Raw genomic sequence first — 26,112 nt, 5'->3', positions numbered from 1 at the left:
CATGAAAACATATTTATTCAGTCTGGCTTTTTCGGTAACAAGCCTGATGTGTTTTGCGCAGGCAAACATCTCGCCAGCTAAAAAACAAAGCAAAACCATTGCCATTACAGGTGCAACCATACATGTTGGCAATGGAACAATAATCGAAAACGGAACCATCCTTTTTGGCAACGGAAAAATTATCTCGGTTACCGCTAACGGGCAGGTACCACAGGATGATGTAATGCGCATTGTGGCTACAGGTAAACATATTTACCCTGGCTTTATTGCTGCAACCACAAACCTGGGTTTAACAGAAATTGAAGCCGTAAAAGCAACATTGGATTTTCAGGAGATCGGGGATTTTAATTCACACATCCGTTCTATAGTGGCTTACAACACCGACTCGAAAGTTCCGGCCACCTTGCGCAGCAATGGTGTGTTAATGGCACAACCAACTCCACAAGGCGGCACGGTTTCGGGCAGTTCATCAGTTGTGCAGCTCGATGCCTGGAACTGGGAAGATGCAGCCCTTAAAACAGACGATGCCATGCACATGACCTGGCCCGTTACACCACGCTTCAGAGGCGGTTTTGGTGGTTTCGGCAGACCGCAACAATCGCCAGAAAGTTTAGCCGAAAGAACACAAGCGGCCATTGCGCAGTTAACTTCTTTCTTTGCCGAGGCAAAAGCTTATGCTGAAATGGGCAAACCAGAAGTAATTAATACCCGTTTCGAAGCGATGAAGAAAGTATTCGCTGGCAACGAAAAATTATTTATCGCAGCCGAAAGTCAAAAGGATATTGTTGCAGCTGTTAATTTCGCCAAAAAATTCGGAATTACACCAGTAATCACAGGGGCAGATGAAGCTTACCTGATCATCGATTTCTTAAAAGACAACAACATTACCCTAGTGGTGAAACAGCCTCATGCTTTACCAAACAACAATGACGACGATGTAAATATGCCTTACAAAAATGCTGCAATATTGGCTAATGCAGGCTTAAATGTGGTATTGAGTATTGACGGCTACTGGCAACAGCGCAACCTGCCTTTTATGGCCGGCACAGTTACCGCCTGGGGTTTAGATAAAGAAAAAGCATTATCAACCATTACCTTAAACGCTGCAAAAGCGATGGGCGTTGATAAAACAACGGGCAGTATTGAAACAGGTAAAGATGCTACTTTCTTTATTTCTGCTGGTGATGCTTTAGATATGCGCACCAACAAAGTGGAGCAGGCGTTTATTCAGGGCAGGGATATTAATCTTGATAATTTGCACAAACAATTGGATAAAAAGTTTAGTGATAAATATATCACTGAGAAGAAATAAGTTAACACCAGTTTAACACAAACGGCCGATATTGATTTATCGGCCGTTTTTTATTTTAACATCAGGATTAAAAACTATCAAGGACTAAACTTATTATTAATATTAAATCAGAATTGAGTTAACAGCACATTAACATCTTTGTCATCATAAAAAATCAGAACTATTCATGATGAAACCTGCCTGGCAAAAACAACCTGCTCTGGCAAGCTTCATCACCGCTAAAAAACAAATGATGATGAAAAATTTACTTATTGCAGTGTTGCTGCTGTTTTGTATTGCCCCAAACCGGGTACTTGCACAAACAACCCAGGCATCAATTTCAGGTGTAATTACCGATCAACAAAAAAAACCTATTCCTGGAGTTTCAGTGCAGATCAGAAACAATTCTACTGGTTTTACCACGAAAACATCAACCAATGCACAGGGCGAGTACACTTTTAAAGAGCTTCCATTGGGTGGTCCTTATTCGGTCAAAGCTCTTTATGTAGGCTTCGGCGAGCAGACCAGAAATGGTTATATGTTAAACCTTGGCGATGTAGTTAGGGTTAACGTTGCCATGCAGGAAGCTTCGCAGGATTTAGACGCAGTACAGGTTGTGGCTTCGGGTTTGAGGAACAAAGTTCAAAACTTTGGCGCTTCTACAGAAATTTCGGCTAAAACAATGAACCAACTACCTGTAAACGGGCGTAATTTTTCTAACTTAATGGATTTATCTCCTTTAAGCCGTGGTGGAAATATTTCGGGACAGTTAGGTTCTTCTACAAATTATACCATTGATGGAATGAATGCTAAAAACCCAACATCAGCTGGTAGTACTACGAGTCGTAGTGGTGCGCCATATTCAATTTCCATTGAGGCTGTTCGCGAGTTTAAGGTAGTAACCAATCAATACGATGTCACTTTAGGCAGAGCCGGAGGCGGTACAGTAACTGCAGTAACAAAGTCAGGTACAAACACAGTAAGTGGAAGCGCCTTTGGTTATGGCCGCGCAGATTGGTTAGCCAGTCGTTACGATATTAGAGGTGTAAAGCGTGACAATGATTTCTCTACTTATCAATATGGTTTTACTTTAGGTGGCCCGATTATTAAGGATAAATTACATTATTTCGTTGGTTTAGATCATCAGAAAGATGCCCGCCCGTTAATTATTGCCGATGTTAATGGCCCCGCTGATGAAGCGCGTTTCAGAATTACTAATAACACTTTAGCACAATTTTTGGATGTTGCCCGCACTAAATATGGCGTAGCAAATACACCTCAGTATGGGTCTTTCGACAAAAAGCGTGGTTCGGATGCTGCATTTGCCCGCTTAGATTGGCAAATTAATGATAGAAATTTATTAACCATTCGTGATAATTATACAAACGATAGAAATCCGTTAGGTTTAGCAGATAACACTGCGATAAATTTCTACGAAAGTTACGGTAACGATAAAAATGTTGACAATAATTTATTGGCTACTTTACGTTCAACCATAAGCAGCAAAATCACTAACGAATTAAAAATACAACATTTATATACTTTCCAGGCAAGTACGCAGAATGACGAACTAACAGGTGCCATTCCAAGAGCAATTGTAGGAAATATAAAATCTGACCTTGCTGATGGTACCAAGGGAATTTCTACTGCGATACAAATTGGTGGCCACCGTTTCGGACAAGAAGGTTTTACCAATAATGTTTTTCAATTGGTAGATAATTTTTATTACAATACTGATAAAGTTAAATACACATTTGGTGTTGATGTGATGTATACTAATGCAAAATCTCTTTATGGTAGTGAAGTGAATGGCCGTTTCGAGTACTCAACTTCTCAGATTCAAGACCCGGCTTTTCCAAATGACCCTACAAAAAAGATCGAAGTTCCAGCAATCACAAACTTTAATAACCTTGCTCCAAACAGATTTTATCGTGAAGTACCTTTGGTTGCAGACCCAACTGTTAAAGCAGGCATTTGGAACGCAGCTATTTACGGCCAAATGCAGACTAAATTAGCAAAAGGTTTAGATTTTATAGGTGGTTTACGTATTGATTACAGCACTTATCCAAAATCGCCACTTAATCAGCAATTATTTGATGCTATTGGTGTGAGAACAGACCATGAGTTAAAACAATTTTTAGTTCAGCCAAGAATTCAATTTAACTGGGATATTAATGAAAACCGAACAGACTTTGTTCGTTTCGGAGCAGGTATTTTCGGCTCGGACGTTAACAACTATGTAACCATTAATAACTTAACCTTCGATGGTAAACATTTAGCAACAGTTGATGTTTTTGGCGCAGATGTACCAACACCAAACTTTATAGGTTATAGAAATGGTACTGTTGCTACACCTTCATTAAGTACTTTACAGGTACCAACGATTAATACTTATGCAGAAGATGCAAAAATCCCAGTGGTTTATAAAGCCAACTTATCATACAGTAAATTAATTACCGATAAAATTAAGGTTGGGATTACGGGTTATGCAACACTAGGACGTAACAACTACATGTATGTTGACAGAAATATGGCGGCAAATCCATTCTTTACCCTATCTAATGAAGGTAACCGTGGTGTATTTGTACCAACTTCGAGCATCACAGCAAGTAATGGTGTTGCCGATTGGAAAGGTGGTCGTTTAACTAATCAGTTTGGCCGTGTGTTAGAATTAAATAGTAAAGGTAAGGTAAATCAATTCGCTGTAGTTTTAGATGCGACCTGGAATTATTTTAAAGATGGAGAAATCTCTGCAAGTTATACTTATAACGACGCAAAGGATAATACATCATATAATGGCAACGTGGCAAACTCTGCTACTTTATCTCTACCTGTTAAAGATGATCCAAGAGATTTGAGCAAAATGTCTTATTCAGATAATCAATTTCGTAATAAGGTTGTTATTTATGGAACGTCGCCAAGTTTTTATGGCTTTAGATTAGGCGTTCGTTACTCTGGTATTGGTGGCACACGATATAGCTTATTGGCTGGTGGAAATATTAATGGAGATTTTGTGGCTACAAATGATTTAGCCTTTGTATTCGATAGAAACAATCAAAATATTCCTGCAAATATTCGAACAGGCTTACAAACATTATTAGATAATCCAGATGCAAGCCAAAGTTTAAAAGATTATATTAATAAATATTCTGGTCAGATAGCAGAGCGAAATGGCGGCGTGAATGACTTTTTTGGTATTGTTGATTTAAAATTAAGCTATCAACTACAATTAAATAAGAAGCATAGTATTGAATTCTCTGGAGATGTGTTTAATTTTGCAAATCTACTTAACAAAAAATGGGGTGTAAATGAAACTTTGGGCAACCAGGCTTTATATGCTGTTAGCGCATTCGATGCTACAAACAAAGCTTATACTTACCGTGTAAATAACACCGGCATTGTTACGCCATCAGGTAACCCTTGGCAGATACAAATTGGCTTACGTTACGGATTTTAACAACCGTTTAGCTAAGTTTCTTAGCTTAAAGTCATAAAAAAGGGGAATGGATTTTTATCCGTTCCCTTTTTTTATGTTTGCATTAACAAACAGCAAAACTTAATGGGATTATTACTTAACTACCTGAAAAACCACAAGTGGATTGTGGCCTTAGCGTTATTGCTAGCAGGCATAAATATTGGTTTTTCACTTTTAGATCCATATATCACTGGGCGTATTTTAGATCGCTTTATCAATAAAAAAGATTCATTAACCTATAACCAATACCTTTGGGGCTCTCTTGGTTTAATTGGACTGGCTATTGGTGCAGCTATGGTTTCGCGTATCGCTAAAAACTTTCAGGATTATTTCACCAGTGTAATTGTTCAAAAAGTTGGCGCAAAAATGTATGCCGATGGTTTACAACATTCTCTAAAACTGCCTTATCAGGTTTTCGAAGATCAACGTAGCGGAGAAACATTGGGTATTTTACAAAAAGTACGTTTGGATTCGGAGAAGTTTATCACCGCCTTTATCAGTATCCTTTTTGTAAGTTTAATCGGAATGATTTTCGTTATCGTGTATTCGGTTTCGGTAAGCTACAAAGTTACCCTGGTTTATTTTTCGGCTATTCCGATCATCAGTTTCGTAAGCTGGTTTTTAAGTCGCAAAATTAAAACCATCCAACGCTCTATCGTTGGCGAAACCACAGCTTTGGCAGGTTCTACTACCGAATCGCTAAGAAACATCGAACTGGTTAAGAGTTTAGGTTTGGCCGATCAGGAAATAGACCGGTTGAATAAAACCACATACAAAATTTTGGGCTTAGAACTTAAAAAAGTGAAATATGTACGCAGTATGAGCTTTGTTCAGGGCACTACCGTTAACCTGGTACGCAGTACAATGGTACTGGTTTTACTGCTCCTTATTTTCGACAATACAATTTCTGCCGGACAGTATTTCTCATTCCTTTTTTACTCGTTCTTCCTTTTCGGACCGCTACAAGAGCTGGGCAATGTGATTTTAACCTGGCGTGAGGCAGAAGTTTCGTTAGGTAACTTTAAAAAGATTTTAAGCACACCGATTGATAAAAAACCTGAGAATCCAACTTCTATAGCAAAAATCAAGGATTTAACCTTTAACAATGTGGGTTTCAAACACCTAACAGCCAATAGAAATGCTTTAGATAATATCTCGTTTAAAACCCATCACGGGCAAACCATTGCATTTGTTGGCCCATCGGGTTCTGGGAAAAGCACACTGGTAAAACTATTGGTGGGTTTATATCCGGCAAAAGATGGTGAGATTTTATACAATGGTATTCCGAGTAACGATATCGATCTTGATGCCTTACGCGAGAAAATCGGTTTCGTAACGCAAGACACGCAATTGTTCTCGGGTACAATAAGAGAAAACCTTTTGTTTGTTAACCCGAATGCTACGGATGAAGAATGTTATAAAGTTTTAAACCAGGCTGCCTGTCAAACTTTGCTGGCCCGTGCCGATAAAGGTTTAGATTCGTTAATTGGCGAGGGTGGTGTTAAAGTCTCGGGAGGAGAAAAACAACGGTTATCTATTGCAAGAGCACTGCTCCGTCAGCCAGATATTTTGGTTTTTGATGAGGCCACTTCTTCGCTGGATTCGATTACAGAAGAAGAGATTACCAAAACAATCCGTTCGGTTTCGAATTTAACTGATCACATTACCATTTTGATTGCGCACCGTTTATCAACGATAAAACATGCTGATAAAATTTATGTTTTAGAGAAAGGTCATATTATTGAGCAGGGAAGACATGAAGAACTAATTGCACAAAATGGTTTATATCAAGCCATGTGGCGCCAACAAATTGGCGAAAGAGTTGTTGAAGCTTAAGGAACAATATTTTTAATTATGTTACTGGCACAAGTAGAAAGCAATCAGATCGCAATTATCATTATTATAGCAGCCATATTATGGCTGGCATTAATATTAGCGGCATTGTATCATATATCGAGAAACAACAACATCGGTTTCTCGGTAAAGGTACTTTGGTTTATCATTATCCTGCTTGCCCCCTTTTTAGGTTCCATTATTTATCTAATCTGGGGTAAGAATAAGAAATTTTAATGTTTCGTAGCCATTGGCTCATTAACTAATTCATGCAATATAGTGCAGCCATGGTTCGTGTCCTCACGAACCATTTTTTATTCAAAAGCAAATACTGCTAGTAGAATAAGTCTATTTTTTGGAAAGCAATTTCAGTTTTCTTCGGTTTGGTTCCGTCCCGCTGTTCCTCCTGCCGATAGCTATTGATAAAAAATAACAAATGCCCTCTATCGGCATCCGTGCCATCGGGTTTAGATGGTTAGGGCAAACGTATAAACTGACATTTTTCAACTGCTATGGGTTTTGCATGAGGGATAGCAGTGGAAATCCTTTTTTGATTTTTCTTCAAAAAAGATTGTAACGGATGAGCCCGACCCTTTCCCGATTCATCGGGATTAGGGGCATGCCCAAATTATTTGCAATAAAGTATTTTCCTTATTGCCATGGTTCGTGTCTCCACTAACCGTTTTTTGTGTTCACCACCAAGACGCAAAGGCACAATAAATAGTTAATTTATCATTGAATTCAAGAGTTGTCAACTTTCCAGCAAACTGGCTATTAAAGTTGTCAACTTTTTTAGTAACTAAGCAACCTTGCTGGTTTGTTCATTAATATCCTGCAAACTCAACTTGGTTAAAGATTTCGTTTTTAACCATGTAATGCCAGCAATTGCCAATGTCATCGTTCCACCAAAAACTACCGATGGGATAGTACGCATTAACTTTGCGGTAAGGCCCGATTCGAAAGCTCCGATTTCGTTTGACGACCCAATAAACATGCTGTTTACTGCCGATACACGTCCGCGCATTTCGTCGGGTGTTAACAATTGCATTATGGTTGATCTGATGATTACACTTACACTATCAAAAGAGCCTTCTAAAAAGAGAAAGAAGAGCGTTAAGTAGAAATTTTTAGATAAACTCCAGCAGATGATGCTTAAGCCAAAACCGGTTACGGCGATCAATAAATTCCGCCATGGTTTGTTCATCGGCGAAAAACGCGTCATAGCAAGCATGGTAAAAACAGATCCTGCAGAAACAGCGGCCCGCATAAAGCCTAAACCCTCGGGTCCAACTTTTAATATATCATTTGCAAATACGGGCAATATGGCTACCGCGCCACCAAAAAAAACCGAAAACAGATCCAAACTCATTGCCCAAACCATCATTTTGGTTTTAAACACAAAATTTATTCCTTTAAGCAAACTCTCTTTAATATTTTCTTTGGGCACAAACTGCGGAGGATGTACTTTCAAAAAGAAAATACAGATAAGGGCTATAAATACAAAAGAAATAATTACGATATAAGTTATGGTAATACCAAAGAAACCATAAGTTATTCCTCCAATTGCCGGCCCTAAAATAGAAGCCATCTGCCAGCTCGAACTGCTCCAGGTACTTGCATTTGGATAAAGGTTTTTTGGTAAAATCTGAGCCATTAAAGAGAATGTAGCCGGACCGAAAAAACCTCTTGATATCCCCATCCCAAATACGAGTACATACATAATTAAGGCAATTAGATTAACCTTAAAATTAAACAGGGTAAAAATAATATCGAACTGCCCAAGGTTAAACTGCGGTAATGTTACCAGCAGCATAATGAGGGCACAAAGAAATACGCCTCCAAATACTTTGAGCAATAAACCCCTCTTTTCGCTCTTATCTGCAACATAACCACCGTATAATGCAATCCCTATTGCAGGAACAGCCTCACACAGGCCTACAAACCCTAAGGCCAATGGATCTTTTGTTACATGATAAATATAAATTCCAAGCACTACTGCCTGCATTTGATAGGCAAATGTGAAGAAAAAACGCATGCCTAAATAAGAGCGAAACTCCCTAAAGCGCAATGCTGCGTAAGGATCTGGTTTTGTAATAACCGAATTGACGTCTGAATCTGCCACAGAAAAAAAATTATATGCAAAACTAAGCTTTGAAAATTAAATAGAGGAATGGACAAAGGCTTAAGGTTATTTCTTTTTCTATTTAAAAGTAAAAATATCCGATCGGCCAGCTCAGATATTAGTGCATAAAAAACCCGATGAATAATATTATCCATCGGGTATCTAGATTGGTTAGCTTAGTAACCAGGGTTTTGATCAAGCATGTTGTTTTTATTTACTTCATCGCGGCTAAATGGCCTGAAATAAAGTTTATTGTCCCAACTTCTGTTTTCTTGCGAATTTTCCTCTACCGGACTATAGGTATAATCGTAAATGGTATTATCGTAATGATAAGGAGCAGACATCGTTTTACCTGGTTTAAATTTACCGGTAACCTTAATATAAGTGGTTTTTCTTCCCAATGTTTCACTTGCGATTAACCACCTGCGGGTATCATGATAACGTTGTTCTTCGTAAGCCATTTCTATGCGGCGCTCATGGCGGTACACTTCTCTAAGGCCGTCCTGGTCTGTTGCCGTTACAGCAGGCATACCTGCCCTGAAACGGATTTTATTTAACCACTCTGTCGCTTTACTTAATTCACCAAGTTCAATACTGGCCTCAATGAAATTAAACACTGCTTCGGTATACCTGAAGAATGGCCACGGTACATTCTGCGACATTGAGGCATCTACAATACTTGGGTCCGGATCGATGAATTTATGGTAGTAATAGCCTGTCCAGCTACCGTTCCAGTTTTCGATAGAACTCGCTCTGGTATCCAAACCTTTGAAATCGAACTTATTGCTTTTATCATCCAATAAATCATATACTCCAGTTTGGATTTGACTGGCTGGGTCAACGTTACCTGAAGCTTTATCGCGGGGTTTCCAACCAGCACCATCATATAAAATAGTGGCGTAAAAGCGTGGATCACGATTTTGATAAGGCGCAGCTTTTTGTGTCGGGTTTGTCCAACTAAATTTAGAACCATCTTTCATCTCATAATCATCAACCAATAAGCCTATCGGCGTATTACCCGCCCAGTTATGGTAACCGTTAGGGCCATTCTGCTGCGCATGTTTAATATTATTCTGAACTATGAAATAACGTGCAAAAATTAATTCTGAAGCTGCTGCGGCATCTATGTTAGGTGCTTTACTGCCACCACCCATCGCTATACTTTTATAATTTCTGCTTCCGTCAGTTGCCGATACCGGCCCAGATAAATCCAGCATATAGCCTCTTGTGGCATCCATTACTGCCTTTGCAGCCGTTTGAGCCAATTTATAACGACCGACACGATCTTCACTTGCATAACTTAAAAAGTCTAATGTTTGAGCAGGAATGATAGTGTTCTTTTCGGCGAATTTTGCGATGAGTTTTGTCCTGATATGCAAATCGCTTGCAGCATAAATCAATACCCGTGATTTAAGTGCCAAAGCAGCGGTAGCGGTGGTACGCCCCTTTTCCATTGTTTTACCAGTTAACAGTTTATTCGCCTCATCGCAATCTTTTATAATGAAGTTTACACATTCTTCATAAGTATTACGCTTTACACTATAATTATCGTTGAGTACGTAAGTTTTTGTGATAATAGGCACTCCTCCATAAAAGCGTAATAACTGCTGATAAAAATAAGCACGTAAAAAATATGCCTCACCCAACAGCTGATCTTTTAACGTTTGGCTGGTTAATGCATTATCTCCACCAGTAATTTTCTCGATGGTAATGTTGCAGGCCCGGATGCGGTTATACATTTGTTTATAAGCCCAGGTATCATTCACCCAGCCCAATGTAGATGGGTTGATGGTGGCACTATTAACCAGATCGATACCACGGGTAGGGTGCGTAAACAAAGCTTCGTCAGAAACTGATGCTAACATCTCTTCTGAAAAGCCGCCATTACCCAATCCATTATAGATATCGTTCACAAATGCCTGCGCAGTTGCAGGATCTTTCCATACCGATTCCGCAGGCACCTGGCCAGGTGATTCTACGTCCAAAAAATCCTTTTTACACGCAAATGCAAAAAAGGTAATAAGAACCAATAGATATAAATTTCTATTTTGAATTATTGTTTTCATATTCTTCTTTGTAATTGATAAACAGCTATACATTGTTAAAAAGTGGCTTTAATACCCATATTAATTACCCTGGCTTGTGGATAGTATTGTCCACTTGTATTGGTAGATTCAGGGTCCCATATCTTGATTTTATCAAGCGTAGCCAGATTGAGTCCATTCGTATACACCCTTACACTATTTAACCCAACTTTTTCAACCCACGTAGTTGGCAATGTATAACCTAGCTCTACATTCTTAAGTCTGATGTAATTATTACTCCTTAACCAATAGGTATTGTTTAACGCATTATTGCTATCGGTATAATAGGTAGCACCCCTGTTTGATAAGCGCGGGTTTACCGAACTTGGATTATCGATACTCCAGCGGTTCAGGTACGACCACTCCAGAAAGTTACCAATATCTCCCGATTCTGTTAAACCGACAATCTGCATTCCACCGGTTGCCCCTTGAATAAGCACCGATAAATCAAATCCTTTGTACTGAACATTAAAATTTACACCGCCGGTAAAAGTTGGTGTACCGTTTTTATCCAGCCGAATTTTATCGTCTGCATTAATTTTACCATCGCCGTTAATGTCTTTAAATTTCATGTCTCCAGGGCGAAGATTACCTGTTAACGCACTATAATTTAGTTTGTTTGCACTAATCTCTGCTTGATCTTTAAAAACACCATCATAATCGTATACCAACCATGAATTAGTTACCCTGCCAGTAGAACGCTGCCATTCTGGAGCACCAGGGGTTTCATCCCAGAATATGATTTTGTTTTTAGCATAACCACCATTTACACTCACTCCAAAGTTTAAATCACCAACCTGGTCATTATAACTTAATTTAAATTCGAAACCTTTGTTGTTTACCTTTCCTAGATTTACAGGTGGTAAACGATCGGTAATGCCCGAGCTTTCAGGCACTGAGCTACCTCTGCTAATTAGAATATTTGTACGCTTATTATAGAAGTAATCGAACTCTAACGACAATTTATTATTTAAAAAGGATGCGTCTAAACCAATATTGGCATTATTTGCTACTTCCCATCCAAAATCAAAATTGGGCACCTTACCTTCAGTTAAGGTTTTGGTTACCAAATCATTAAAGGTATAAGTACCAAAATTCATTAAACTGAGGTATTGATATTCCTGCAAAGCATCGCCAAAATAGGCTTCAGCTCCCATTTGCCCCCATGAGGCCCTCAGCTTCAAATTATTGACGAATTTAACATTGTCTTTGAAAAACGGCTCTTCAGATAAGCGCCAACCTACTGATACCCCTGGGAAGAAACCGAAACGCCTATCTTTTGGAAAGATATAAGATCCATCTACCCGCCACAAAAATTCGGCAAGGTATTTTTCTTTATAATTATAGCCCACCCGGCCAAAATAGCTTAACCGTGCTCTTTTAAATAAATTGTTCGGATCACCAGGATTATTGCCTAATGATTGCTCCCTTTCATCACCAGCAAGTAACTCTTGAACAGATGATGATATAAAGTATCTTCTAAATGCAGTAAAACCATCATTGTTAACTGTTTCGCGTGTTACACCAGCCATTAAACCAATAGTGTGATCACTAATCTTTTTATCATAGTTAACCATTCCGGTTAAGTTTATGGCCAATTGTCCGCCTGCGGTTTCCCTAAGCCTTGGATCGGTATATTGAGAGCGTACCGTACCTGCAAGCACCGGCGTTACACCATCGGCTGCAAACGTCTTCTTGTCCCAATCGTAAAGTGTCCAGGGCAATTGCCAGTTTTTTTGCCTGCCAGAATATTTGTCTATTGCAGCTGTACCGGTTACCTTTAATCCATCAACTCCAGGAATTTTAATCTCTACTTTACCTGTAGTTTGAAAGTAATCTCTAACATCTTTATTAGTTCCCGTTAAATCTGTAGTAGAAACTACTGGATTATAGCCATATTCAATATCCCTACCAGGCAATCCATTAGGCCATATGGCTATTTCATTTGGCCTTCCCCGCATTAAGAATCTAAAGATATCACCTGCCGAAACCGTTGGGAAATTACGATCTTCTTCTCTCGCACTTACCCCCAGTGTCGTAGTAATATACTTACTTAATTTTGCTTCCAGGTTAAAACGCATATCATACTGCTGATAACCTGTGGCAGAATTTTTATAATAGCCATCCTGATTTAGATAGCCTAGTGAAAGCAAATATTTAACATTTTCACTCCCTCCATTAATCTGAACATTGTGTCTTTGCTGAGGAGACCAATTTTGGAAAGTAGTTTTAAACCAATCAGTATTGGGATACCTTAAAGGATCTGAGCCATCTCCGAATTTCCGGATTTCATCTGGTTTGTAAGCAGCATTAATCGTTTTACCGCCAGTAGATAAATAAGTACCTGTTGTTTTGAAACTATTCCACGCTGCCGACCATTCATTCGGATTAAGATCAGAGCCGAAAATATTCAGTTCATTTAAAATCTCAGCATATTGAGTAGAATTGGCCATTTTAGGTATACGTGTAGGCTGTTGTAGGCCATAACTAAAATCGTAAGAAAATTGTGGTTTCCCCGATTTCCCTAATTTAGTAGTGATGAGGATTACTCCATTTGCAGCCTGCGAGCCATAAATAGCTGCAGATGCATCCTTTAGCACCGATACACTTTCTATATCGTTCGGATTTAACCTTTCGATCCCACCTGCCCGGTTAGGTATTCCATCGATTACAATTAAGGCATTATTATTACCAAGCGAATTTATACCGCGAATCCGGATCGTTGAGCCATCGTATCCCGGCTCCCCGCTTCCTTGCAGTGCTGTAACGCCAGGCAAACGACCAGCCAATGAATTGGTTAAGTTCACCGAAGATGATTTGGCTAGTTCTGTACCTTTAACCGATGCTACAGCACCAGATACAACTGCCTTTTTTTGGGTTCCATACCCCACTACTACTACTTCTGATAAATTTTGATTATTTTCTAATAAACGGACATTTATATTGCTTTGGTTTTTTACCTGAATCTCTTGATCTACATAACCTACGTAGGTAAATACTAAAGTAGCATCTTCGGGTACTTTTATGCTAAACTTTCCGGAAGCATCTGTTACCGTAGTTGCAGCACCTCCTTTTAATTTAACACTTACTCCAGGAATCGGTCCTTTAGCATCGGTAACCTGTCCCTTCACAATAATATCCTCAAGCGGAGGTCTGTAAAAATCAAAGGGTTCTTTTTCATGCAATGATGCTTTGGCAGACATGCTGGTAAACGGGGAAAAAACGAGACAACCACCGCAAACAAGAAACATGCTACTTCTGGCAAAAGTCTTCCATAGATTTTTTTTCATAGTTTTCAATTTATTTTGGTTAGATAATAATTGTATTATAATTTAATACTCATAAGTAATATAGAACTGTCATTACACAAATCAATTAAATATGACTTATCGACATAATTGCTTACACCACTTAACATCAAAAAAATTAAGGCTCCCTTCTAATTACGCCAATAAATCATTGTTAACCATATTAAATCGACTTTAATTAGTTCAAAATTCATTTTTGGGATTAAAAATTACAAGGTACGATGTACCTAATTTTGGACTTGCCGACGCTACAGTTCACACTTGGTTACACGCAAGATAGGAATATTAGGAGGTAAAAAAAAGGGGGTAAAATAATATTTATAAGGGGCTGAATAGTAAAAAAATAATTTCAAACTACACAAAGTAGCACTAATAATACAGCACTAAATATTATTGCAAAATAGGAAGAGAAGAAAATTCTTAATAATTAGAAGCATTCAATCTCAATGCAAGATTAGCTTATCTTGTCGAAAGAAATACCTCTTTCTAATTTTTGCAAATAGGCTTTTAAGATTGCATTTTCTGGCTTTGCCAGCTGCGGATCGTCTTCAAAAAGTGCGATTACGGTGTTACGTGCTTCCGACAAAATAATCTGGTCTTTGGCCAGGTCGGCAAGCTTCAGATCTAAAACGCCGCTTTGCTGAGTCCCTGTAATATCGCCAGGGCCACGTAACTGTAAATCTATTTCTGATATTTCGAAGCCGTTGTTGGTTCTTACCATTGTTTCCAAACGAATCTTACCTTCTTTACTCAGTTTATTTCCACTCATTAATATACAGAAAGACTGTTCTGCACCGCGGCCTACCCTACCACGTAACTGGTGGAGTTGTGAAAGCCCAAACCGTTCGGCATTTTCAATTACCATTACCGAAGCGTTAGGCACGTTTACGCCCACCTCTATTACGGTAGTGGCTACCATAATCTGGCTTTTACCATCAATAAACTGCTGCATTTCGAACTGTTTATCGGCATTGGGCATTTGCCCGTGCACAATACTCATTTGATAATCTGGCCTTGGAAACTGATAGCTCAACTGCTCAATTCCAGCTTCGAGGTGCAAAAGATCTAATTTTTCACTTTCCTTAATTAGAGGATAAACAATATAAACCTGCCTGCCTTTAGCAATTTCCTGCTTCATAAAACCGAACATCCTGAGGCGTTGGCCCTCAAAAAGATGTTTGGTTTCTATCGGCTTTCTGCCCGCAGGTAATTCGTCAATAACCGAAACATCAAGATCGCCGTATAAGGTCATGGCCAAAGTACGTGGAATTGGCGTAGCGGTCATCACGAGGATATGTGGGGGAATGATATTTTTCCGCCAAAGCTTAGCGCGTTGCTCTACACCAAAACGATGCTGTTCATCAATCACAACCAGACCCAAATTCTTGAATTGAACCTTATCTTCTATCAGGGCATGTGTTCCGATCAGAATATCGATTTCTCCATTCTCCAATTGCTCATGCAAAACAGTACGCTCCTTCTTTTTGGTATTTCCTGTAAGGATAGCAACACGCACGAGGTCGTTGGTTACAAGTTCTGTAATAGAGGCATAGTGCTGGCGGGCCAAAATTTCCGTTGGAGCCATCATACAAGCCTGGTAGCCGTTATCATTTGCCAACAGCATACTCATCAGTGCAACCGCAGTTTTGCCGCTTCCTACATCGCCCTGAACAAGCCGGTTCATTTGCACACCACGTTGTGTATCTATCCTAATTTCTTTAACCACACGCTTTTGTGCATTAGTTAATTCGAAAGGCAAAAACTCATTATAAAAGCGGTTCACTTTTTCACCAACCTTTTCAAAAGTTACACCTTTAAATTTTAACTGGCGCAAATGTTTATTGTGCAAAAGCTGTAATTGGATGAAGAATAACTCTTCAAATTTAAGGCGTCTTTCTGCTGCACTTAAATCTTTTTGATTTTTAGGAAAATGAATATTCAGCAAGGCCAATCTTTTATCTGGTAGCTGATACTTATCAATAATGTATTGCGGCAAATTTTCGGGAACCTGGGGAATAATCTGATCCAACAGGCCAGCGATTAAACGTTGTAAGCCTTTTGAATCGAGATTAAACTTTTTAAGCTTCTCTGTTGAGTTATAAACTGGCTGTAAGGTTAAATTCCCTCGCCCCGTCTGTTTACGCTGGTAAAGTTCCATTTCTGGATGTGAGATACTGAATGTACCGTTAAAGATGGTTGGTTTCCCAAAGGCCACGTAAGCAGTACCAACTGTGATATTATCATCAACCCATTTTAAACTCTGGAACCAGACCAATTCCATGATTCCGGTTTCATCTTTAAAAACAGCAACAATACGTTTTGCCCTTTTATCGCCAATTACTTTTTTGCTGATCACACGCCCAATAATCTGGATATATTGCGAATCAGGATTAATCTGGTTAATCTTGAAATATTTTGTACGGTCGATATACCTGAAGGGATAGTGCGCGAGCATGTCCTGATAAGTGAACAGCCCGAGATCCTTTTTCAAAACATCGGCACGGCTTGGCCCAACGCCTTTTAAAAACTCAACAGGTGTATCTAATACCGAATTAAACAAAATATTTTACTGTTTCTTGTAAACAACACTCTTTAGCAACTGCGCATTAAAAATAACGATCGATAGCAGCAAAAGCAAATTGGCAAAAAATTGATGCAGATCTATTTTCTCTTTAAAGTAGAAAAATGCAACGGTAAATGCAACTATGGGGTTGAGATAGATCAAAATACCCAGGGCCGACGAAGGCATGCCCAACAGTGCATACGAATTTAAAAAGAGTGGAACAATGGTAAATACAATGGCAATCAACAATATATGCAGCCAAAAGAAGGTTTCGGTAGGAAAAGGTGCAGCATTAACAAAATAAAATGGCAGCATCATTAATCCTGATAAAATTAACTGAACACCCAAAAAATTAAACTTATCTACATCTTTAATTACTTTTAGCACAACAACATATAAGGCATAAAAAGACGCGATGATAATGGCCCACATTACTTCGTGTAAAGAGCCTGTTGCCAATAGGATAATGCTTATAAATGCAATGATCAGGGCAATAATTTTAGCCTTCGTTAACTGTTCCTTTAAAATGATAAATCCACAGAGTGCGGTTAACAGTGGGCATACCATATAGGCAAAGGCGGCTGATCTTAAACTTACGCTATTTACGGCATAAATATAGGTGAACCAGTTTCCCGTGATCAGAAATGACGATACTACGGTAAGCAGCAATAATCTGGTTTTCTTATGGGCGCTTAATGATTTTAGGAAATTCAAATCATTTTTTAATGCTTCCTTTCTGAATAAAAAAATGGTTGCCCAAACTACGATGATGGAAATAAATATCCTGTAGTATAAAATTTCGTGTGGTGGAAAACCTTTTATGTTACGCAAAGGTATAGACATTGTTCCCCAGATAATGTAAGGAACAATGCCCGCTATAAAATATTTGCTTTTACTATCTGCCAAAATTAGCCTACAATGGCAATTACAGAAATTTCTACATTAACATTTTTAGGCAATACCGAAACCTGAACCGTTTCACGCGCAGGAAAATCAGCAGTAAAATACTGCCCATAAACTTCGTTTACCTGAGCAAAGGTACCCATATCGCTTAAGAAGATGGTAGACTTTACCACGTTATCGAAAGTTAAACCTGCTTCAAGCAAAACTGCTTTAAGGTTACGCATTACCTGGTGCGTCTCTTCTTCAATATTACCAATATTTAATTCTCCATTTTCGGGGTTAATGGCCACTTGGCCTGATACGAATAAAAAATTTCCGGCTTGTACAGCTTGGCTATATGGTCCAATTGGAGCTGGAGCATTGGTTGTTTTGATAATTTGTTTCATACAATTTAGGGTTATTTAGCAAGCCATTGGATTAGCTTGTAGATGATACCTGCAAGAAAAATTAAGATGGCCAATGCATTTATAAAATGCATAATTTTCAGATTGATATTATTTGGCCTGTTCGGATCCTTTTTTCTAAAGAAGTACATAACGCAAACTTAGCTAAAAAGCTCAACACAGAAAATTAAAAGGCACAAAAAAAGTCCTGACTTTCATCAGGACTTTTTTAAATCTTATATTGAAATACTAGTTTCTAGCAGTTTCAACACGACGGTTTTGGATACGACCTTCTTCAGTATCGTTAGAAGCAATTGGGTTAGCTTCGCCATTACCTTTAGTAGCAACTTGACTAGCGTTAACGCCAGAGTTTACTAAGTAAGTTTTAACAGAGTTAGCTCTGTCTTTAGATAATTTCAAGTTATATGCAGCAGTACCTTCGCTTGAAGCGTAACCGTTTACAGTTACTTTACCACCGTTTTCACGTAACACTGAAGATAATTTATCTAAAGTAGGGTAAGACTCAGTTTTTAAAACTGAAGAGTTGAAATCGAAACCGATTTTTTCGAAACCAGTTACATTGCTAGTAGCAGTAGAATCAACTGTTGGTTTTGGAAGAGGACAACCTGAACCATCAACAGCAGTACCAGCAGGAGTTCCTGGGCATTTATCGAATTGATCAGCAACACCGTCACCGTCAGTATCTTTTTTCAAATCTTCAACAGATTTTTCAACAGCAGAAACACGGTTTTTCAATGCTTCAACTTCTTGACGTAAAGTTGGATCTTTTAACTCATCGTACATAGTAGCTAATGGGTTAGTCCACTCTAAACTTGGTTTAGCAGAAGAACCTAAAGAGAATTCTAAACCAGCATAACCGTAAGAGAATTTATCTTTAGTTTGACCTTTTGCATAAACTCCATCTAAGTTATCAGCATCAACAAAGTTCATTGTGTAACCTAAGTTAAAGTTAACACGCTCAGAAACTTTGAATTTAACACCAGCACCAACTGGAATGTAGAAACCTTTTACGTAATCTTTAGCATCATGTTTGTCATCAGCAGGACCAGTAGCTTTACCTTTCCAGTCGATTTGTGAACCATTAGCTAAAGTAATTTTTGGAGCATAAGCCATGTAACCAGCACCAGCAGTTAAAAAGAAACCTACTGAGTTCTCACGACGTAAGAAATCGATAGAACCTACGTTTACAACACCACGTAAATCTACAGCATATTGTAATTCAGTTTCGAAGTCTTTTACAGCTGGGTTAGAAATACCTTCGTTAGTACCTGAAAGTTTACCACGAGTTCCGTTTAATTCTAAACCGAATGAGTGACCTAATTGTTTACGGATGTTTAAACCGTAACCTAAGTTAGCATCCCATTTGTTGAAGTCATTTGAACCACCGATAGCAACAACTGGCATTAAAACACCACCATGTACACCGATAGACCAAGTTCTGTACTGTCCTCTACCACCAAATACCTTGGTAGCAGAAGTTGTTGCAGGTGCATCTTGAGCGACAGCAAGAGAAGCAACTCCTGTTAATGCCACTAAAGAAAGTGCAACACTTTTCTTTAAAGTAGAATAATTCATAATCTTTTTCTTTTTTAAGGGTTAAACAATTTAATTGATTAATTTTTTAGTAATGCCAAAATTAAACAAAATTTTAAATTTTCAAACTTTTATACAAACTCCGTTCCAAACTTCACAGTAATTAATCATTTTATTACATTTGGCCATTGCCCATATAAAAATACCATTTTCATGAAATATCCTACTATTGATCAGTCATTATTTATTTTAAACAGAAGAAACTTCTCTAATTACTTGAAAAACAACTCATTAGCTATATTCAACTCAAGTGATGAATTTCCTAGAAGTGGTGATCAGAACTTCATTTTTAAGCAAAACCCTGATTTATTTTATTTATCTGGAATTGATCAAGAACAAACAATATTGCTATTATATCCTGATTGTCCTAATCCTTTGTACAGAGAAGTCCTGTTTTTAAGACAGACTAACGATTACATTAAAGTTTGGGAAGGATACAAATACACTAAAGAGCAGGCTAAAGCTGCATCGGGTATTCAAGCGGTATATTGGTTAGAAGATTTCGATAATATATTGCATAGCATTGTAAACTATGCTGATCATATTTATTTAAATACAAATGAAAATGATAGGTATGCCCATGAAGTTCCTTATCGTGATATCCGTTTCATTGAGAAAATGCGGACGAAATATCCATTGCATCATTATGAACGTTCGGCACCAATTATGCGAAATTTACGTGCCATTAAATCAGATATTGAAGTTGAACTAACTAAAAAGGCTTCAGCAATAACACGCGATGCCTTTATCAGGGTATTAAAATTTACCAAGCCCGGTGTTAAAGAATATGAAATTGAAGCAGAGATTATCCACGAATTTATCCGACAAGGCGGAACAGGCCATGCCTACACCCCTATTATTGCTTCCGGTCACAACGCCAATATCCTTCATTACAACGATAATAATCAAGAATGTAAAGATGGCGACGTAATACTTTTCGATTTTGGCGCCGAATATGCCAATTACAATGCAGATATGAGTCGCTCCATTCCTGTTAACGGTCGGTTCACCCAAAGACAAAAACAGGTATACAATGCAGTACTGCACGTAATGAAAGAGTCGATTAAATTAATTGGCGAAGGAACAATATGGAACACCTACCATGAACAAGTTGGCGAAATTATGACTGAGCAGCTGATTAATCTTGGACTTATTTCTACAACAGATGTGAAGAACCAAACGGCAGCGTGGCCGGCTTATAAAAAATACTTTATGCATGGCAACTCGCACCATTTAGGAATTGATGTACACGACTTTGCCGGAAGATACACACCATTTGCAGCGGGCAATTTTTTAACTGTTGAACCAGGAATATATATTCCGGAAGAAGGCCTGGGTATCCGCTTGGAAAATAATATTCTTATCACCGCAAGCGGAAATGTAGATTTAATGGCCGATATCCCATTAGAAGCTGAGGAAATTGAGGAGATTATGAATAGTTAGTCAGTTTACAATCTCCAGTTTGCAGTGCTCAGTTAGCAATTTCAAAAAACTAAATGGTTAACCATTACTGATAAATTCATCAGCAAAACGATAAATATTAAAATCATCTTGCTTTAAGGCTGCCTGAACTTTTTCTAGCAGCCTTTTTTTATCAACAATCTTCATTTTTTCATGTTGAATGAGTCTCCAGGCTTTCTCTGCAAACAGAAAAGCCCTTCGGTTATGATCAGCAGTAAGTGGCTTGATTATCCAAGCACATAATTCATCGATACCTGCATTTTTATCGGCCACTGTTTTTAATATTGGAATTGTCTTGGTGCCCTGATGAACAATTTTCTTTAAATTATTGGCAAAAACATCCGCACCTTCTCTATCCGCCTTGTTTATCACAAAGCAATCGGCAATCTCCATCAAACCAGATTTGATATGCTGCACCTCATCACCCGATTCGGGAACCAGCACCACGATGGTTTTATCTGCTAATCCGGCAATTTCTACTTCCGATTGCCCAACACCAACAGTTTCTACAATAATCAGATCAAAATTGGCTGATTTTAAAACATCGACCATTTCGATGGTTTTCGCCGAAATACCACCCAGGGCGCCCCGTGTAGCTAACGAACGGATAAAAACATTTGGATTGTTAAACTGGCCAGCCATACGGATACGATCACCCAGCAAAGAGCCAAAATTAAATGGAGAGGTAGGATCTATTGCCAATATTGCGATGCGCATTCCTTTCGTAGCAAAATGACCAGTTATTGCATTTACCAGGGTACTTTTACCGGCACCTGGAGGTCCGGTAATACCTAAAACCGGCACATTAACCCGACTATCTAAATCTCTTAAAATCGAACTGGCAGGTGTAATGTTGTTTTCGACAAGGGTTAACGTCCTTGCCAAAACCCTGTAATTCCCGGCTTTTACTTCGCTTAAAATGGATAGATGCGTATTCATCAATAAAACTATCTTTGTACAAATAAACAAAAATTATCAGCTACAAAGCATCCCCATAATGAAAGTTACCGGTTTTACCTTTTTAAGAAATGCAATTGTAAACGATTATCCAGCAAAAGAAGCCATACTTTCAGTCTTACCTTTATGTGATGATTTTGTAGTTGCACTGGGTAACTCGTCTGACGAGACTTCTGAAATGGTTAAAAGCATCGATCCTAAAATCAGGACCATCGATACCGTTTGGGATGACAGTATAAGGGAAGGCGGTCGTGTTTTTGCTGATGAAACCAATAAGGCCTTAGCAGAAATAAACGAAGATACCGACTGGATGATCTACATTCAAGGTGATGAAGCCATACATGAAGATTATCTCCCCCTGATCAAAAAAGAAATGGAGCTAGAGCTGAACAACAGCAATGTAGAAGCCTTACTTTTAAAATACAAACATTTTTATGCTTCTTATGACTATCTGGCTGAATCCAGACGCTGGTATAGAAGAGAGGTTCGGATTATAAAAAATTTAACTGGGGTAAGATCTTACCGCGACGCGCAAGGCTTCAGAATTAACGACAGAAAACTTAAAGTTAAGTTAATTGATGCTTACATTTATCATTATGGCTGGGTTAAACCACCAAAAGGATTACAAGGTAAAGTGCGGAACTTTAATCAGTTTTATCAAACAGAAGAATGGATTGAAGAGAATTATCCCGTGCAGGAAACTTATGATATGCACAATGCCGATCGTTTAATTCATTTTAAAGGTAGCCATCCAAAAGTAATGCAAGAAAGAATTGCTGCCGCAAACTGGAAATTTGAAAAAGATTTGACCAAGGAAACTCCAAAAATGAATTTCCGCAGGAGGGTTTTGCAAAAAATTGAAGATTTAACAGGAATGCGTTTGTTCGAATACCGGAATTATAAAATTGTAAAGTAGTCTACAATTTAAATCTGTCTATATTTGCATAATTTTTTTTCTTCTAAATACACTATTTAATTAATGGAAAAGCCTAAGGTCTTAGTAACTTTTGATTCGATGAAAGATGCCAATTGTGGCTATTTTTCGTTTGGAAAAGGATTAGGCGACGCATTAATCCAGGAAAACAAAGGAAAATTTGAATTAAAATTTTATCTTTTCAAACAGACAAAATATCTTTTTAACGGCTTGGTTGATATCATTTATCTTTCGAGATTAGATCGGTTATTTTTTAAGAAAAAAAATGATTTCGAAGTTGTTCATCTCTCTGATCAGACCTGCAGATTACGACCTAGCAAAGTAAACGCAAAAAAAATAATGACCATTCATGATATGAATAAGGTTCATTTAAAGTTTAGTAAGCCACACAGAATCCAGGTATATTTAAAAAAACTAGGTAAGCTAATATCACAGTGTGATAAAATTGTATGCATATCGCAGTTTGTTGCAAATGATGTGAAACACTATTTTCCTGAATCAGCAAATAAAATCAGTGTAATTTATAACGGGGCCGATAAATTAGTTTCAGATGAAAATCATCAGCCAGCTTTTAAACCAAGAAAGAAATTTCTATTTACCATTGGTTTGCTTTCGGTACAAAAAGGTTTTCACTTATTACCTGCATTATTAAAAGATAACGATTTTGAACTGGTAATTTCTGGAAGGGAAACACCTCATAAACAGCGAATTTTAGCGGAAGCAGAAAAATATAATTGTCTGAATAGGGTACACATTACAGGGCCAATTAGTGATGAAGATAAAGCCTGGTACTACAAAAATTGCGATGCTTTTTTATTCCCTTCTGTTGCTGAAGGTTTTGGTCTTCCTGTAATAGAAGCCATGCACTTTGGAAAACCTGTTTTCCTCTCTAAATTCACCTCACTCCCAGAGGTTGGCGGCAACGTGGCTTATTACTTTGATAATTTTGAACCTGAACACATGCAGGAAGTATTTAAAAAAGGAATGAATGATTTCGCCCAAAATAATCGCGCTAAAGAAGCAATTGCACAAGCAGAAAAATTTTCGTGGGAAATTGCGGCCAACCAGTATCTGAATTTATATCAGGAATGTTTGGAAAACAACAAAAGTAAGTTTTAATAACAGTTCCTAATCCTGTATTCAATGATAAGAATCAAATATTAGTGCCCAACTGTTAACGCAATACATCCCCGTAAACTGCATCTCAATCCATTCTAAAACCCACGAATTGTAATTTTAATTACGTTGGGTTTCACGATCTTATTCATATGTATGAAAAACCGTACATTTGCTCGGATTTTATTATATTTTTTTCCCGACCAGGTACTTCCTGGGTTTTGTTACATATACAATACTCAATGAAAACATATTTTCGTTTATTATCATTTGCCAAACCCATCGAAAAGTTTGCCATACCTTATATTATTGCAACATTATTCGCCATAGTTTTTAATACTTTTCTATTCACATTACTAGGCCCACTGATGCAGGCTTTGTTTCTTGGCAAAGCGGTTACGAACATTAAACCGGATAAAGTTACAGGCTCATTAAATTTTCTTGGCAGGTTTAATGATTACATGGATGCCATAATTGCACACGATAAAATACATGCGTTGCAAATTATCTGCGTTGTTATTATTGCAACGGTATTCTTATCTAATTTATTCCGTTATTTTTCTCAGCGTTTTATGGAAGATCTGCGCGTGCATACTTTATTAAACTTAAGAAAAACAGTTTTTAATAACGTAATGAATTTACACGTGGGCTACTTTAATAATGAGCGCAAAGGCGATATCATTTCAAAGGTAGCATCTGACGTGCAGGTGGTTCAGTTTACCGTAACCAATACCCTACAAGTGGTTTTTAAGGAACCGTTACAGCTTATGTTCTTCGTAGGGGTTTTAATCTCCATCTCATTAAAATTAACGTTGTTTTCATTGCTGGTTATCCCAATATCTGGTTTTATTATCAGCAAAATAGTAAAAAGATTAAAACAGCAGGCAACACAATCGCATGAATCTTTTGCAAAAATGATCGGATTTTTAGATGAATCGCTCAGTGGAATAAAGATTATCAAAGCCTTTAATTCTACAGAAAGAATGAAGCAAAAGTTCGATGACGAAAACAAGTTTTATTCGTTTTTGAACAGAAAGATGGCAAGAAGGCAGCAGCTTGCTTCCCCAGTTTCGCAAACACTCGGGGTTTTGGTTGTCGTATTTATCTTATTATATGGTGGCACCTTGATTTTAAGCGGAAAGGGAGATCTTGAAGCGGCAGATTTTGTGGTTTACCTGGCAACATTCTCTCAGGTAATGCAACCTATTAAAGCTTTAACCGATTCGTTTAGCGGAATACATTCTGGAATTTCTGCCGGAGAACGTGTTTTAGATTTAATAGACACAAAGCCATCGCTCGTTAATCAACCCGATGCCAAAGTGTTGGATGGCTTTAACAATGTCATCAGTCTTCAGGATGTATCATTCAACTATGGGGATAAACAAATTCTAAAATCCATCTCTTTTGATATTGAGAAAGGAAAAACACTAGCCTTGGTTGGTCCATCAGGAGGCGGAAAAAGCACATTGATGGATTTATTTCCCCGTTTTCATGATCCGAAATCAGGGGTGATTAAAATTGATGGCCACGATTATAGGGAGCTTACTGTTGAAAGCATCAGGGCGCAAATGGGAACTGTTAATCAAGAGTCTTTTCTATTTAACGATACCATTTTTAATAACATCGCGTTTGCCAAACCAGATGCCACAATGGAAGAAGTTGTTACCGCAGCGAAAATTGCAAATGCGCACGATTTTATCGAAAATACTGAAAATGGTTATCAATCTTTTGTTGGCGATAGAGGAAATAAACTCTCAGGCGGCCAGAAACAACGGGTTTGTATTGCCAGAGCGGTTTTAGCCAATCCTCCAATTATGCTTTTAGACGAAGCTACTTCAGCCTTAGATACAGAATCTGAAAAATTAGTTCAGGATGCCTTAAATAACCTGATGAAAAACCGCACCTCAATTGTAATTGCTCACCGTTTAAGTACAATACAACACGCGGATAAAATCGTAGTGATTGATAAAGGTAGTGTTGTAGAAACCGGAAGCCATAGCGAATTAATGACTAAAAATGGCTTGTACAAGCGTTTAATTGATATGCAGGCCTTTAACGACTAAATATT

General features: G+C 38.1%; 17 protein-coding genes. 8 read left to right on the top strand and 9 right to left on the bottom strand.

Features of this window, described 5'->3' with window-relative positions; genetic code table 11:
* Window position 1 precedes the first annotated feature (1 nt).
* From ACTJKN_RS11705 to ACTJKN_RS11690, 4 genes are all read left to right on the top strand, one after another.
* On the top strand, window positions 2–1,312 hold the full coding sequence (locus ACTJKN_RS11705) for an amidohydrolase family protein (protein WP_440825152.1): 1,311 nt from the start codon (window positions 2–4) through the stop codon (window positions 1,310–1,312).
* 166 nt (window positions 1,313–1,478) lie between these two features.
* Window positions 1,479–4,748 carry a carboxypeptidase regulatory-like domain-containing protein gene (locus ACTJKN_RS11700; RefSeq protein WP_440825150.1) on the top strand — a complete coding sequence of 1,090 codons (3,270 nt, stop codon included), beginning with the start codon at window positions 1,479–1,481 and terminating at the stop codon, window positions 4,746–4,748.
* A 102-nt stretch (window positions 4,749–4,850) separates the two neighbouring features.
* Complete coding sequence (locus ACTJKN_RS11695) at window positions 4,851–6,602, top strand: ABC transporter ATP-binding protein (RefSeq protein ID WP_215129585.1); 1,752 nt, start codon at window positions 4,851–4,853, stop codon at window positions 6,600–6,602.
* 18 nt (window positions 6,603–6,620) lie between these two features.
* Window positions 6,621–6,836 carry a PLDc N-terminal domain-containing protein gene (locus ACTJKN_RS11690; protein ID WP_440825148.1) on the top strand — a complete coding sequence of 72 codons (216 nt, stop codon included), beginning with the start codon at window positions 6,621–6,623 and terminating at the stop codon, window positions 6,834–6,836.
* Window positions 6,837–7,398: 562 nt separating this feature from the next.
* On the opposite strand, the gene ACTJKN_RS11685 is transcribed toward ACTJKN_RS11690, so the two are convergent.
* From ACTJKN_RS11685 to ACTJKN_RS11650, 8 genes are all read right to left on the bottom strand, one after another.
* Complete coding sequence (locus ACTJKN_RS11685) at window positions 7,399–8,721, bottom strand: MFS transporter (RefSeq protein ID WP_440825145.1); 1,323 nt, start codon at window positions 8,719–8,721, stop codon at window positions 7,399–7,401.
* A 176-nt stretch (window positions 8,722–8,897) separates the two neighbouring features.
* Window positions 8,898–10,787, bottom strand: a complete 1,890-nt coding sequence (locus tag ACTJKN_RS11680; RefSeq protein ID WP_440825143.1) for a RagB/SusD family nutrient uptake outer membrane protein — start codon at window positions 10,785–10,787, stop codon at window positions 8,898–8,900.
* A 35-nt stretch (window positions 10,788–10,822) separates the two neighbouring features.
* Window positions 10,823–14,095, bottom strand: a complete 3,273-nt coding sequence (locus ACTJKN_RS11675) for a SusC/RagA family TonB-linked outer membrane protein (protein ID WP_440825141.1) — start codon at window positions 14,093–14,095, stop codon at window positions 10,823–10,825.
* Window positions 14,096–14,567: 472 nt separating this feature from the next.
* Window positions 14,568–16,673 (bottom strand): ATP-dependent DNA helicase RecG, encoded by a 2,106-nt coding sequence (recG, locus tag ACTJKN_RS11670; RefSeq protein WP_440825139.1) that lies wholly within the window; start codon window positions 16,671–16,673, stop codon window positions 14,568–14,570.
* A gap of 6 nt (window positions 16,674–16,679) precedes the next feature.
* Window positions 16,680–17,582, bottom strand: coding sequence for an EamA family transporter (locus tag ACTJKN_RS11665; protein ID WP_440825137.1), 903 nt, complete (start codon window positions 17,580–17,582; stop codon window positions 16,680–16,682).
* Between the two features lie 2 nt (window positions 17,583–17,584).
* Entirely contained in the window at window positions 17,585–17,965 is a 381-nt protein-coding gene (locus tag ACTJKN_RS11660) for a RidA family protein (RefSeq protein WP_029274517.1), read from the bottom strand.
* 11 nt (window positions 17,966–17,976) lie between these two features.
* Window positions 17,977–18,114 carry a DUF6728 family protein gene (locus ACTJKN_RS11655; RefSeq protein WP_317130071.1) on the bottom strand — a complete coding sequence of 46 codons (138 nt, stop codon included), beginning with the start codon at window positions 18,112–18,114 and terminating at the stop codon, window positions 17,977–17,979.
* A gap of 97 nt (window positions 18,115–18,211) precedes the next feature.
* Window positions 18,212–19,558 carry an OmpA family protein gene (locus ACTJKN_RS11650; RefSeq protein ID WP_440825134.1) on the bottom strand — a complete coding sequence of 449 codons (1,347 nt, stop codon included), beginning with the start codon at window positions 19,556–19,558 and terminating at the stop codon, window positions 18,212–18,214.
* 171 nt (window positions 19,559–19,729) lie between these two features.
* Between ACTJKN_RS11650 and ACTJKN_RS11645 the strand changes: the two genes are divergently transcribed.
* Window positions 19,730–21,019 (top strand): aminopeptidase P family protein, encoded by a 1,290-nt coding sequence (locus ACTJKN_RS11645; protein WP_440825132.1) that lies wholly within the window; start codon window positions 19,730–19,732, stop codon window positions 21,017–21,019.
* Between the two features lie 57 nt (window positions 21,020–21,076).
* On the opposite strand, the gene meaB is transcribed toward ACTJKN_RS11645, so the two are convergent.
* Entirely contained in the window at window positions 21,077–21,976 is a 900-nt protein-coding gene (gene meaB, locus ACTJKN_RS11640) for a methylmalonyl Co-A mutase-associated GTPase MeaB (protein ID WP_440825130.1), read from the bottom strand.
* A gap of 58 nt (window positions 21,977–22,034) precedes the next feature.
* Here meaB and ACTJKN_RS11635 point away from each other — a divergent pair, with 58 nt between their 5' ends.
* The 3 genes from ACTJKN_RS11635 to ACTJKN_RS11625 all read left to right on the top strand — a co-directional run bounded on the left by ACTJKN_RS11635 (window position 22,035) and on the right by ACTJKN_RS11625 (window position 26,107).
* Window positions 22,035–22,910: a glycosyltransferase family 2 protein gene (locus tag ACTJKN_RS11635; RefSeq protein ID WP_440825128.1), complete on the top strand. Its 876-nt coding sequence runs from the start codon at window positions 22,035–22,037 to the stop codon at window positions 22,908–22,910.
* 63 nt (window positions 22,911–22,973) lie between these two features.
* Window positions 22,974–24,047: a glycosyltransferase family 4 protein gene (locus ACTJKN_RS11630; RefSeq protein ID WP_440825126.1), complete on the top strand. Its 1,074-nt coding sequence runs from the start codon at window positions 22,974–22,976 to the stop codon at window positions 24,045–24,047.
* A gap of 239 nt (window positions 24,048–24,286) precedes the next feature.
* The gene (locus tag ACTJKN_RS11625; protein ID WP_440825124.1) at window positions 24,287–26,107 is read left to right on the top strand and encodes an ABC transporter ATP-binding protein; all 1,821 of its coding nucleotides are present in this window, start codon (window positions 24,287–24,289) and stop codon (window positions 26,105–26,107) included.
* Window positions 26,108–26,112 lie beyond the last annotated feature (5 nt).

Source organism: Pedobacter sp. 22163, from assembly GCF_052045595.1.
In the GTDB taxonomy this organism is placed as follows: Bacteria; Bacteroidota; Bacteroidia; order Sphingobacteriales; family Sphingobacteriaceae; genus Pedobacter.
Note: the sequence above shows the minus strand (reverse complement) of the source record. Positions and strands in the feature narration are given on the sequence as shown.